General features: G+C 57.2%; 10 protein-coding genes. All 10 read right to left on the reverse strand.

Annotated elements, in window-relative coordinates:
- Positions 1-53: 53 nt before the first annotated feature.
- Positions 54-1919 (reverse strand): glutathione-regulated potassium-efflux system protein KefC, encoded by a 1866-nt coding sequence (kefC, locus tag NQ230_RS19740; protein ID WP_193940871.1) that lies wholly within the window; start codon positions 1917-1919, stop codon positions 54-56.
- Positions 1912-2442 (reverse strand): glutathione-regulated potassium-efflux system oxidoreductase KefF, encoded by a 531-nt coding sequence (gene kefF / locus NQ230_RS19745; protein WP_257258775.1) that lies wholly within the window; start codon positions 2440-2442, stop codon positions 1912-1914. Before kefF ends, kefC begins: the two co-directional genes overlap by 8 nt.
- 103 nt (positions 2443-2545) lie before the next feature.
- Positions 2546-2779, reverse strand: coding sequence for a YgdI/YgdR family lipoprotein (locus tag NQ230_RS19750; protein ID WP_023310357.1), 234 nt, complete (start codon positions 2777-2779; stop codon positions 2546-2548).
- A gap of 139 nt (positions 2780-2918) precedes the next feature.
- Positions 2919-6143, reverse strand: coding sequence for a carbamoyl-phosphate synthase large subunit (gene carB, locus NQ230_RS19755; protein ID WP_024907428.1), 3225 nt, complete (start codon positions 6141-6143; stop codon positions 2919-2921).
- A gap of 18 nt (positions 6144-6161) precedes the next feature.
- On the reverse strand, positions 6162-7310 hold the full coding sequence (carA, locus tag NQ230_RS19760; RefSeq protein ID WP_257258778.1) for a glutamine-hydrolyzing carbamoyl-phosphate synthase small subunit: 1149 nt from the start codon (positions 7308-7310) through the stop codon (positions 6162-6164).
- A gap of 453 nt (positions 7311-7763) precedes the next feature.
- On the reverse strand, positions 7764-8585 hold the full coding sequence (gene dapB, locus NQ230_RS19765; protein WP_257258780.1) for a 4-hydroxy-tetrahydrodipicolinate reductase: 822 nt from the start codon (positions 8583-8585) through the stop codon (positions 7764-7766).
- 205 nt (positions 8586-8790) lie between these two features.
- Positions 8791-9741: a 4-hydroxy-3-methylbut-2-enyl diphosphate reductase gene (gene ispH, locus NQ230_RS19770; RefSeq protein WP_023334467.1), complete on the reverse strand. Its 951-nt coding sequence runs from the start codon at positions 9739-9741 to the stop codon at positions 8791-8793.
- A gap of 1 nt (position 9742) precedes the next feature.
- Positions 9743-10192 (reverse strand): FKBP-type peptidyl-prolyl cis-trans isomerase, encoded by a 450-nt coding sequence (gene fkpB / locus NQ230_RS19775; RefSeq protein ID WP_257258782.1) that lies wholly within the window; start codon positions 10190-10192, stop codon positions 9743-9745.
- Between the two features lie 117 nt (positions 10193-10309).
- A complete protein-coding gene (gene lspA / locus NQ230_RS19780; protein ID WP_257258784.1) occupies positions 10310-10810 on the reverse strand; it encodes a signal peptidase II in 501 nt (166 codons plus the stop codon).
- Positions 10810-13626 carry an isoleucine--tRNA ligase gene (gene ileS, locus NQ230_RS19785; RefSeq protein WP_063143315.1) on the reverse strand — a complete coding sequence of 939 codons (2817 nt, stop codon included), beginning with the start codon at positions 13624-13626 and terminating at the stop codon, positions 10810-10812. Before ileS ends, lspA begins: the two co-directional genes overlap by 1 nt.
- Positions 13627-13638 lie beyond the last annotated feature (12 nt).

Consider the following 13638-nt stretch of genomic DNA (forward strand, 5'->3'; position numbering starts at 1 on the left):
CTGGCGGCAGGGTAAAGATAAAGAAATTTTTTAATATTGCTGGCAACTCCACTTCACGCGGAAGGTTTACTCTCGGGCTCGTCAGCCGGATCGCCGGTATGCTTGCCCTCTTCCGTGCCCTGCCAGCCATGGCGCTGGGTAAGCGACAGGTGGTTACGGTCCTCGTTAATGATTTCCGTCAGCATCGCGCTGGTGCGTTTAAACACCGCCGCGCGCTCGGTGGCCGTACTGCCGGCCATCGCTGCCATCTCTTCAACCATCTCGGTATTAAAGCGGCGGAACAGGTCCGCGCGTTCGCGCGCTTCATACGCGCCGAGCCCCAGGTTTTCAAGCGCCACACGGCCAGACTTCAGCGCACCTTCGAACGTTTCACGCTCCGGCGCGTCTACGCCCGCCTGCCGCAGCCGGATGTAGTGATCCACATCGCGCGCGCGGGAAATAATGGTCAGCGCCGGGAAATGTTCTTTTACCAGCTCCACCATCTGCATGCTGGTTTCCGGATCGTCAATGGCGTTAATCAATACCTCGGCTTTTGCCGCCCCGGCGGATTCCAGCAGATCGACGCGAGTCGCATCCCCGTAAAACACCTTCATATCGAATTTACGCAGGGTATCGACATGGTCGGGATCGTGATCGAGGATAACCATCTTCACTCCGCTAGAGAGCAGTAAACGACCGACGATCTGCCCGTAGCGGCCAAACCCGGCGATGATGACGCGCGGCTGCTCCTCGTCGATCTCGTCGGCCTCGCGCTCCTGCCCGCTGTCTGATTTTTCCAGGCGCGTCAGCACCACCAGCAGCACAGGCGTCGCCGCCATCGACAGTGCGACCGCCAGCGTCAGCGCTTTCGCCCACTCGGGATCGAGCACGTTTGCCATCTGCGCGGCGCCAAAGACCACGAACGCAAATTCACTCCCCTGCCCCAGCAGCACGGCAAACCAGCGGCGCTGCCTGCCCGGCACGTTCAATGGACGCGCAATCAGCCACAGCATCACCATTTTAATGACCAGGAAGCCGACGAGCAGGATGACGATCCGCAGCGGGTGCGTCACCAGCGTGCCGAAGTCGACGGACATCCCGACGCCGATGAAAAACAGTCCCAGCAGCAACCCTTTGAACGGCTCGATATCGCTTTCCAGCGCGTGACGGTATTCAGAGCTCGCCAGCAGAACGCCTGCGAGGAACGCCCCCATCGCCATCGACAGCCCGGCCTCTTCCAGCAGCAGACCGAAGCCAAACACCAGGAACAGCGCCACGGCGCTGAACACTTCGCGCAGGCCAGAACGGGCAACAAACCGCAGCAGCGGGCGGGTCACGTAGCGGCCAAGCAGCACCACCAGCGCCAGCGCGCCCGCCACCTTCAGCGCCGACAGCGCGAAAGCGCCCAGCGTGGTAGAGGAACCGCTGGCCGCCAGCAGCGGGATCATCGCCACCAGCGGGATAGCGGCAATGTCCTGGAACAGCAGCACCGAGAACGCGCTGCGTCCCATCTGGGATACCGTCAGATTTCGCTCGTTCATCGCCTGCATGGCAATGGCCGTTGAGGAGAGCGCCAGCGTCATGCCGATGAGCTCAGCCACTTTCCAGTCCATGCCCAACAGGATACAGAACCCGCCCAACAGCAGGCCGCAGGCCACCATCTGCAGCGCCCCACCGCCAAATACCGAGGCGCGAAGCTTCCACAGCCGCTGCGGGTCGAGCTCCAGGCCAATCACGAACAGCATCAGGACCACGCCAATTTCAGCGAAATGCAGTATCGCTTCGGCATCGGTGACTAAACGAAAGCCCCACGGCCCAATGACGCAGCCCGCAATCAGGTAGCCGAGAACAGAGCCCAGCCCCAGGCGTACCGCCACGGGCACAATCAGCGCCGCCGCGCCGAGGTAAATCAGCGCCTGTATCAGCGTATGGCTATCCATGGTGCGCCTCCTGCCACTCAAGTAAGCGTTGTTTATAATGGCGAGCCTGCACCTGCAGCGTTTCATCGTCGCAAACGAACGTGCAGTGCATCGCAAACGGCGGGAGCCAGTTCAGACCGCAATAGAGCGCAGTCGCCTGCAGCGGCTGCGCCAGGACGTCAAAACCCGGGAAGGAACCGATATCAAAGTGGCTTTCCCCTCCGCCGGTAGTGACCGCCCACATCAGGCTTTTTCCTTTTAACGCATTGCCGTTGTGGCCGTACGCCCAGCCATGGGAGAAGACTTTATCAATCCACAGCTTCAGGAGCGGGGGCGTGCTGTACCACTGCATGGGATGCTGCCAGATAATCAGATCGGCACGGGAAAGCGCCTCCTGCTCGGCGGTGATATCGATATTAAAATCGGGATAGAGTTGATAGAGGGAACGTATCTCTACGTTATCAAGCGTCCTTACCTGCTCAAGCATCCGCTTATTCGCATGCGAGTGCTGCGGATAAGGATGTGCATAAATTATCAGAATCATTGATTAGCCTGTTGTTACTGCTTTCTTTTAACAAAAGAGTGTAGTCAGTAATTCAACAGGCTAATAGTGAATATTATTGACGGGCTTACGTCAGAATTCTGAATTAGTTATCCAGCTCGCCCATGGATTTCACCTGGTCACGGTTGATCTGCTCGGTTTGACCGGTTTCGGCGTTTTTGTACGACACTAGTCCGGTATCGTCATCCACCTGCGGTTTGCCGTCGGTGACAATGGTTTTGCCATCGGTGGTTTTTACGGCCTGATTAGACGAACAGCCCGCAACGGTGAACATTGTCGTGGCAGCCAGAACGGAAGCGATCAGTAATTTATTTTGCATGGTGTTTTCCCCTGCTCTCAGTTGAATTTCGTTATCGACCTAACCATTTTAGGCTAACTGACTGAAAGCGGATGAAAAACCAGAAGGTTCTGAAGATGGGGAGAATGCCCGGCAACCGAACGGCACCGGGCATTTTGACTTACTTGCTAATCTGCGCGTGCATTTCCTGCACTGAAATCACCTTCTCGGTGGCATCCGCGTTCAGCGCCATGGCCGTTGCGAAACCGCCGTTCAGGGTGGTGTCGTAGTGCACTTTGTACTGCAGCGCGCTGCGGCGAATCAGCTTGGAGTCTTCAATCGCCTGGCGGCCTGCGGTGGTGTTGATGATGTAGGTGTATTCGCCATTCTTGATACGGTCCTGAATGTGCGGACGACCTTCATGCACCTTGTTCACCAGACGCGGGTTGATGCCGGCTTCGCCCAGCACAATCGCCGTACCGTGGGTTGCATCCAGCTCGAAGCCCTGTTTCAGCAGCTTGGCGGCCAGGTCAACCACGCGCTCTTTGTCGCCTTCACGAACGGAGAGCAGCGCACGGCCTGATTTTCTCATGGTGGAGCTACTGCCCAGCTGCGCCTTCGCGAACGCTTCTGCGAAGGTGCGGCCCACGCCCATCACTTCCCCGGTAGAGCGCATTTCTGGCCCTAACAGCGGGTCAACGCCCGGGAATTTGTTGAACGGCAGCACCACTTCTTTCACCGAGTAGTACGGTGGAATGATCTCTTTGGTCACGCCCTGCTGCGCCAGCGTCTGGCCCGCCATCACGCGCGCCGCCACTTTCGCCAGCGGAACGCCGGTGGCTTTGGAGACGAACGGTACGGTACGTGCCGCACGCGGGTTGACTTCAATCAGGTAGACTTCGTTGTCTTTCACCGCGAACTGGACGTTCATCAGACCGCGAACCTGCAGCTCGAAGGCCAGCTTCTGCACCTGCTGGCGCATCACGTCCTGAATCTCCTGGCTCAGCGTGTACGCTGGCAGAGAACAGGCGGAGTCGCCGGAGTGCACGCCCGCCTGCTCGATGTGCTCCATGATGCCGCCAATCAGCACCATTTCGCCGTCGCAGATGGCGTCAACGTCCACTTCAACCGCGTCGTCGAGGAAGCGGTCGAGCAGCACTGGCGCATCGTTGGAAACGCTCACCGCAGTCTGGAAGTAGCGACGCAGGTCGGCCTCGTCATAAACGATTTCCATCGCGCGGCCGCCCAGCACGTAGGAAGGACGCACCACCAGCGGGTAGCCAATCTCTTTCGCCTTCTCAACGGCCATTTCGATGGCGGTGACGGTGGCGTTCGCCGGCTGTTTCAGCTTCAGACGGTCAACCGCCTGCTGGAAACGCTCGCGGTCTTCCGCACGGTCAATCGCGTCCGGGCTGGTGCCGATAACCGGCACGCCTGCTGCTTCCAGCGCGCGCGCCAGCTTCAGCGGGGTCTGGCCGCCGTACTGCACGATAACGCCTTTTGGCTTCTCGATGCGCACGATTTCCAGCACGTCTTCCAGCGTCACCGGCTCGAAGTAGAGGCGGTCAGAGGTGTCGTAGTCGGTCGATACGGTTTCCGGGTTACAGTTGACCATAATGGTCTCGTAACCGTCTTCACGCAGCGCCAGTGAGGCGTGTACGCAGCAGTAGTCGAACTCGATGCCCTGGCCGATACGGTTTGGACCGCCGCCCAGCACCATAATCTTGTCGCGGTCGACGGACGGGTTCGCTTCGCACTCGTCTTCATAGGTGGAGTACATGTAGGCGGTGTCGGTCGAGAATTCAGCCGCACAGGTGTCCACGCGCTTATAGACCGGGTGCAGGTCGTACTGGTCGCGCAGCTTGCGGATTTCCGCTTCACGCACGCCCGCCAGCTTAGCCAGACGCGCATCGGCGAAGCCTTTACGCTTCAGCACGCGCAGGAAATCAGCGTCCAGGCCGGTGATGCCCAGCTCAGCGACCTGCTCTTCCAGACGCACCAGCTCTTCAATCTGCACCAAGAACCAGCGGTCGATGTTGGTCAGGTTGAACACACCGTCGACGGACAGGCCCGCACGGAAGGCATCGGCGATGTACCAGATACGCTCTGCGCCCGCGTCTTTCAGCTCGCGGCGGATTTTCGTCAGCGCTTCCGGGTCGTCCAGGCTCACTTTCGGGTCGAAGCCGGTCGCGCCCACTTCGAGGCCGCGCAGCGCTTTCTGCAGGGATTCCTGCTGCGTGCGACCAATCGCCATCACTTCACCGACAGATTTCATCTGGGTGGTGAGACGGTCGTTCGCGCCTGCGAATTTCTCGAAGTTGAAGCGAGGAATTTTGGTGACAACGTAGTCGATGGACGGCTCGAAGGACGCAGGCGTGCGGCCACCGGTGATGTCGTTCATCAGCTCGTCGAGGGTATAACCCACCGCCAGCTTCGCCGCCACTTTCGCAATCGGGAAGCCGGTCGCTTTAGAGGCCAGCGCGGAGGAACGGGACACGCGCGGGTTCATTTCGATAACAATCAGACGGCCGGTTTTCGGGTTAACGGAGAACTGCACGTTAGAACCGCCGGTTTCCACGCCGATCTCACGCAGTACCGCCATCGAGGCGTTACGCATGATTTGATACTCTTTGTCGGTCAGGGTCTGGGCTGGCGCAACGGTGATGGAGTCACCGGTGTGGATACCCATCGCATCGAAGTTTTCGATAGAGCAGACGATGATGCAGTTGTCGTTTTTATCACGCACCACTTCCATCTCGTACTCTTTCCAGCCAATCAGCGATTCATCAATCAGCAGCTCTTTGGTTGGAGAGAGATCCAGACCGCGTTCGCAAATCTCTTCGAACTCTTCGCGGTTGTAGGCGATGCCGCCGCCGGTGCCGCCCATGGTGAACGATGGGCGGATGATGCACGGATAGCCCACGTCAGCCGCGACGGCCAGCGCTTCTTCCATGTTGTGTGCGATACCGGAACGCGCGGTGTCGAGGCCGATTTTCTTCATCGCCACGTCGAAGCGGCGACGGTCTTCTGCTTTATCAATCGCGTCGGCGGTCGCACCAATCATGGTCACGCCGAACTCGGCCAGCACGCCCTGACGCTCCAGCTCCAGCGCACAGTTCAGCGCCGTCTGGCCGCCCATGGTTGGCAGCACCGCGTCCGGACGCTCTTTCTCGATGATTTTACGCACCACTTCCCAGTGAATCGGCTCGATGTAGGTTGCATCGGCCATTTCCGGGTCGGTCATGATGGTTGCCGGGTTAGAGTTCACCAGGATAACGCGGTAACCCTCTTCACGCAGGGCTTTACACGCCTGCGCGCCGGAGTAGTCGAATTCGCAGGCCTGGCCGATGACGATCGGGCCAGCGCCAAGGATCAGGATGCTTTTTATGTCTGTACGTTTTGGCATTGTCTTCTCGGCTCCTGATTATTTAGCGGTCTTACGGTATTGCTCGATAAGTTCGATGAAGTGATCGAACAGCGGCGCGGCATCGTGTGGGCCCGGGCTGGCTTCCGGGTGGCCCTGGAAGCTGAACGCTGGCTTATCGGTACGATGAATCCCCTGCAGAGTGCCATCGAACAGTGACTTATGGGTTACGCGCAGGTTAGCCGGCATCGAGGCTTCATCGACGGCAAAGCCGTGGTTCTGCGCGGTGATCATCACCGTGTTGTTATCGATGTCTTTCACCGGGTGGTTACCACCGTGGTGGCCGAACTTCATCTTAACGGTGTTCGCACCGCTCGCCAGCGCCAGCAGCTGATGGCCAAGACAGATGCCGAATACCGGGATGTCGGTTTCCAGGAAGGACTTGATGGCGGCGATGGCGTAATCGCACGGCGCCGGGTCGCCAGGGCCGTTGGACAGGAAAATACCGTCCGGATTCATCTTCAGCACGTCTTCGGCAGAGGTCTGTGCCGGAACCACCGTCAGGCGGCAGCCGCGGTCAACCAGCATGCGCAGGATGTTGCGCTTGGCACCGAAATCGTAGGCCACCACGTGGAACGGCAGCTCGATCTCTTTTTTCGCTTCCGGCAGGTCGCCTTCCAGCGTCCAGCTTCCCTGCGTCCAGCTGTAGGCTTCAGCAGTAGTCACTTCTTTCGCCAGGTCCATGCCGTTCAGGCCCGGGAAGGCTTTCGCTTTTTCCAGCGCCAGCGTCGCATCGAGGTTATCACCCGCGATGATGCAGCCGTTCTGTGCACCCTTCTCGCGCAGCAGACGCGTTAACTTACGGGTATCGATATCGGCAATCGCCACGATGTTATGGCGCTTCAGATAAGAAGAGAGGTCTTCGGTATTGCGGAAGTTGCTGGCAATCAGCGGCAGGTCGCGGATGACCAGGCCTTGCGCATGTACCTGAGAAGATTCTTCGTCAGCCGCATTGGTGCCGACATTGCCGATATGAGGATAAGTAAGAGTAACGATTTGGCGAGAATAGGAAGGATCAGTGAGGATTTCTTGATAACCGGTCATTGAAGTATTGAAAACGACTTCCCCAACCGCCGAACCCGTTGCCCCTATGGCCCGACCGATAAACTGGGTTCCGTCTTCCAGAACCAATAGCGCTGACTTAATCAAAACACCCTCCAGAGAATATTCACTCACTTTATTTGCATATTAATTCATAGCATGTCATGGATCAATGCAAATGTGTTGCCAGCGGATTTTTGGCAAACGGCGGCATTCTGGGGATTTGGTGGGTAAAAGTCAACTTAAAACGGATATTTTGTTTAGTCTTTTGCAAGCCTGGCGAGAGGAATGCGGCTTAAGCGACAAAAAGATCAGGTAAATCACTGCGGAAAACGCTTGCGCGCCTGGTTTTATAAAAAATAACGCGACGGAGCAGAATAAAGTGGACCAAACGGTCAAAATTTACATTTCAGTAACGCAAAAATGCAACTTCAGATAGATATTTGTGCCATTGGAGTAAAATACGCCATGAAATAGATAAAATAAAAGGGCAATAAAATATTGCCCTATGCAATCAAACAATTACGACTGCAATAACCACATCACGATGGGTAATAATGCTTACAAATTGTTGAGATCGAGCACATCTCGCATATCAAAAAGGCCATCTTTCTTGTTTTTAAGCCATAAGGCGGAACGTACGGCGCCGTTGGCGAACGTCATTCGGCTGGAGGCTTTATGCGTAATTTCGACACGTTCGCCAATATCGGCGAACATCGCCGTGTGTTCGCCGACGATGTCACCCGCTCGCACGGTTGCGAAGCCAATGGTGCCAGGAACGCGTTCGCCGGTGTAACCTTCACGGGTATAGACCGCGCAGTCTTTTAAATCTTTATCGAGTGCATGAGCAATCGCTTCGCCCATCGCCAGCGCCGTACCCGATGGCGCATCAACTTTGTAACGGTGGTGAGCTTCTACGATCTCGATATCGGTATAGTTGCCCATCACCTTCGCGGCCTTCTCCAGCAGCTTCAGCATGACGTTAACGCCTACGCTGAAGTTCGCCGCGAAGACAATCGCAATCTCTTTTGATGCATCCTGGATAGCCTGCTTGCCCGCATCGTCAAAACCGGTGGTGCCGATCACCATCCCCTTGCCGTGCTGACGGCAAAACGCCAGATGCGCGAGCGTCCCTTCCGGGCGGGTAAAATCGATGAATACATCGAAGTCCTCTTTTACCGCCTCCAGGCTGCTTTGCACGGTAACGCCCGTGTGGCCTGCGCCCGCCAGCTCACCGGCATCGGTCCCCAGAAGCGAAGAACCTTCACGCTCCAGTGCCGCGCCAAGCGAGACGCCATCCATCTGAAGTGCCGCCTGAATAAGCTGACGGCCCATACGTCCACCCGCGCCCGCAATGGCGACACGGATCTGTGCATCATGCATAGTTATTCTCTTACGTTAAAATGATGTAAACCGTTTTCAGATTAACCAGCCTTGAGAAGCACTGCCAACTGAAAACACCGATAATTAGAATTTAACGTGAAACCGACTTAAATATCAGTAAAAGACATGATTTTGTCGTCACGATAAAGTAACGGGTAAAAAAAAGGCCAGCACAGGAGGTGCTGGCCTTTCATCAGAAAAAGGACTATTCGACTTCGCGGGCGTCGATGCGCAGTTCTTTCGGGACTTCGAAAACGATGTTCTCTTCACGTCCTTCCAGCGGCACCGCTTCGCCACCGCCCAGCTCCTGCAAACGGGAAATGACGTTCTGTACCAGAATATCTGGCGCAGACGCCCCGGCCGTCACGCCGACACAGGCCGCGTGTTTAACCCACTCTTCCTGAATATCCGACGCGTCATCAATCAGAAAAGCCATTTTCCCCATACGCTGCGCCAGTTCGGCCAGACGGTTGGAGTTAGACGAGTTTTTGGAGCCGACCACCAGCACCACGTCCGCCTGTTCAGCCAGTGCGCGCACCGCTTCCTGACGGTTAGTGGTCGCGTAGCAGATATCATCCTTACGCGGACCGACGATTTTCGGGAAGCGCTGGCGCAGGGCGTCAATCACGTCTGAGGTATCGTCTACGGAGAGCGTCGTCTGGGTCATAAACGACAGACGGGCTTCATTTTTCACGTTCAGCGTAAAGACATCTTCCGGAGACTCAACCAGATACATACCCCCTTCCGGGTTGCTGTACTGGCCCATGGTGCCTTCGACTTCCGGATGCCCGGCATGGCCAATCAGAATCGACTCTTCACCACGACGGCTGGCGCGCGCCACTTCCATATGCACTTTTGTCACCAGCGGACAGGTGGCATCGAATACGGTCAGGTCGCGGCTTTTCGCCTCGTTGCGTACCGCCTGCGAGACGCCGTGCGCGGAGAAGATCAGGATCGCACCGTCCGGCACTTCGCTGATCTGCTCAATAAAGATGGCGCCGCGCTCGCGCAGGCTGTCGACCACGTAGCGGTTATGCACCACTTCGTGACGCACATAAATCGGCGCGCCGTAAATCTCCAGCGCGTTTTCAACAATGCTGATAGCGCGGTCTACACCGGCGCAGAAGCCGCGCGGGTTAGCCAACAGGATCTGCATTTCAGGCCTCCAGTGCAGGATCGATTTCCAGCACTTCAACATCAAAATGAACGGTACGCCCGGCAAGCGGATGGTTGAAGTCAACGGTAATAGAGTCGCCGTTGATTTCGCGGATCACGCCAGGCATTTCGCTGCCGTCCATAGCGGTAAAGAGCATAATCGCCCCGATTTCCGGTTCACCCGCGTTCATAAACTCGCGGCGCGAGAAATACTGGATCAGGTCCGGACTCGGCACGCCAAACGCGGCATCCGGCTCCAGCGAAAAGGCTTTTTTCTCACCCTCTTTCAGACCGAGAAGCTGCTGCTCAAGACCTTCAGAAAGTGAGGTATCGCCAAGACGAAACAGGGCCGGTTTGCCGTTGTTGCGGGTGGATTCGGCCGTGGAGCCGTCATCCAGCTTCAGCGTGAAGTGAACGAGAACCGCGCTGTTGCTCTGTACGGATTTAGACATGCAAATTGCTCGCTTGTTTTGGGTCACCTGTTGCCCGGTGGCGCTGCGCTTACCGGGCCTACGGGAGGCCACAAATTCTGTAGGCCGGGTAAGCGCAGCGCCACCCGGCATTGACAATTAAGACTGCTCTTTCGCGGCCGGTTTAGGCAAGAAGCCTTCCAGCACGATTAACGCCGCACCGATACAAATTGCCGTATCGGCCAGGTTAAAGGTCGCGAAGTGCCAGTCGCCGACGTAGAAGTCGATCATATCGACCACAAAGCCGTGCCACAGGCGGTCAAACAGGTTGCCCAGCGCGCCGCCAATGATCAGCGCGTAGGCGATGTTATTCAGCTTTTGCGTGGCCTTCGAGCGGTACATCAGCACCGCGAGGATCACGCAGATACCAAGAGCGATACCCGCAAAGAACCAGCGCTGCCAGCCACCGCTGTCGGCAAGGAAACTAAACGCTGCGCCGTAGTTACGTGCGTAGTGCAGGTTAAGCGACGGGAACAGCGGGACCGTATCCCCCAGAGCGAAATTCTGGAGGATCAGGAACTTGCTGCCCAGATCAATAATCAGCACCACCACAACCAGCCACAGCCAGCGCAGTCCTGTTGAACAGAGAGTTTTACTCATCAGGCAAACTTACGTTTTTCGCCGTCACCGGCGACGTTGCTTACACAGCGTCCGCAGATGTCTGCGTGTTCCGCCACCTGGCCAACATCGGTGGTGTAATGCCAGCAGCGCGGGCATTTCTCACCGTCGGCTTTGCTCAGCGCGACTTTCAGTCCTTTGAGCAGCTCGCTCTGCTGAGCATCAGCAGAAGCATCGGCATAATCCGCAACTTTCGCACCGGAGGTCAACAGGACAAATCGTAATTCATCGCCCAGCGCCGTCAGTTTGGCCGCCAGCTCCGGTTCGGCGTACAGGGTCACTGCCGCTTCCAGAGAGCCGCCGACTTTCTTGTCCGCACGCGCCTGCTCGATAACCTTGTTCACTTCGCCACGCACTTTCAGCAGTTCGTCCCAGAAGGCATCGTTCATCGCTTCAGTGCTGGAGAGATCGAACAGACCTTCGTACCACTCACCCGTGAAGACATACTTCTCACGATCGCCCGGCAGATAGCCCCAGATTTCATCCGCGGTGAAGGACATGATCGGCGCCATCCAGCGTACCAGCGCTTCTGCGATGTGGAACAGCGCGGTCTGGCAGCTACGACGCGCCACGCTGTCCGCTTTCGCGGTGTACTGGCGGTCTTTGATGATATCGAGGTAGAACGAGCCCATCTCGATGGAGCAGAAACGCATCAGGCGCTGCACCACTTCGTGGAAGTCGTAAGACTCATAGGCTTTCAGGATATCGTCCTGCGCTGCTTTCGCACAGCCTACCGCCCAGCGGTCCAGCACCACCATCTCTTCCGGTTTCACCATGTCTTTTGCCGGATCGAACCCGTTCAGGTTCGCCAGCAGGAAGCGCGCGGTGTTACGGATACGACGATAGCTGTCGGCAGCACGCTTCAGGATCTCGTCAGACACCGCCATTTCGCCGGTGTAGTCAGTGGATGCCACCCACAGACGCAGAATGTCTGCGCCCAGCTTGTTCATCACATCCTGCGGAGAAACGGTGTTACCGATAGATTTGGACATCTTACGGCCCTGACCATCCACGGTGAAGCCGTGAGTCAGTACCTGACGGTAAGGTGCTTTACCCTTCATAGCGGTGGAGATCATCAGAGATGACATGAACCAGCCGCGGTGTTGGTCAGACCCTTCCAGATACATATCGGCAGCGTGACCGGCAAACTCCGGGCGCACGTCAACCACGGAGGAGTGGGTAGACCCGGAGTCGAACCACACGTCCAGGGTATCCGGCACTTTCTCGTAGCTGTCTGCGTCAGCGCCCAGGATGTCGCGGGAGTCGAGATCCCACCACGCCTGAATGCCGTCAACTTCGACGCGCTTCGCCACTTCTTCCATCAGTTCCAGGGTGTTCGGGTGCAGCTCCTGCGTCTCTTTATGTACGAACAGAGACATCGGCACGCCCCAGGTACGCTGACGGGAGATACACCAGTCAGGACGGTTAGCTACCATGGATTCGATACGCGCCTGGCCCCAGTCAGGGATCCACTGCACGCCTTTGATCTCTTTCAGAGACTGCTCGCGCAGGCCTTTCTGATCCATGCTGATGAACCACTGCGGGGTCGCACGGAAGATGATCGGGGTTTTGTGACGCCAGCAGCACGGATAGCTGTGCTGCATTTTTTCTACGTGCAGCAGCGCGCCGCTGGTGCGCAGCATGTCGACGATGATGTCGTTCGCTTTGAAGACGTTGATACCGTCCAGCGCCGGATAGGTGCCAGGCAGGTAAGAGCCGTCCGGGCCAACCGGGTTAGCGATTTCCAGACCGTACTTCAGGCTGATGTTGTAGTCGTCAGGGCCGTGGCCACCGGCGGTATGCACCGCACCGGTACCCGCTTCCAGCGTCACGTGGTCGCCCAGGATCGCCGGAACGTCGAAGTCCAGGAACGGGTGCTTGAAGCGCATCAGCTCCAGCGCGTCACCTTTCACGGTGCCCAGCACGGTGTAGTCGGTGATATGTGCGCGCTTCAGCACGCTCTCAACCAGATCTTTCGCCAGGATAACCGCCTGACCTTCAACCTGAACCAGCGCGTATTCGAACTCACCGGACAGGGAGATCGCGCGGTTGGCTGGCAGGGTCCACGGGGTGGTGGTCCAGATAACCAAAGAGATTGGGCCGTTAACGGACGACACGCCAAATTTGGCTTTCACCGCATCCTGATCGACGGCATGGAACGCCACGTCAATAGAAGGAGAGGTTTTGTCGTAATACTCCACTTCCGCTTCTGCCAGCGCAGAGCGGCAGTCCACGCACCAGTGCACCGGCTTAGCGCCTTTGTGCAGGTGGCCGTTACCGATGATTTTACCCAGCGCACGGATGATGTTGGCTTCAGTTTTGAAGTCCATGGTCAGGTACGGGTGCGACCAGTCGCCCAGCACGCCCAGACGGATGAAGTCAGCGCGCTGACCGTCAACCTGCGTCGCGGCGTATTCGCGGCACTTCGCACGGAACTCGGCGGCGGTGAACTTCTCACCCGGCTTGCCGAACTCCTGCTCCACTTTCAGCTCGATTGGCAGACCGTGGCAGTCCCAGCCCGGAACGTAAGGCGAGTCATATCCCGTGAGGCCTTTGGACTTCACGATAATGTCTTTCAGAATCTTGTTAACCGAGTGACCAATATGAATGCTGCCATTCGCATATGGAGGGCCATCATGCAGAATGAAGGATTTTTTGCCTTTTTTGGCTGCACGAATGATGCCGTACAGGTCATCATCGGTCCAACGCGCCAGCATTCCCGGTTCGCGCTTGGCGAGATCGCCGCGCATCGGGAACCCTGTTTCCGGCAAATTCAGGGTTGATTTATAGTCACTCATCAGATTCTCGGT

Origin of the sequence: Enterobacter asburiae, from assembly GCF_024599655.1 — a bacterium.
Classification (GTDB): domain Bacteria; phylum Pseudomonadota; class Gammaproteobacteria; order Enterobacterales; family Enterobacteriaceae; genus Enterobacter; species Enterobacter asburiae_D.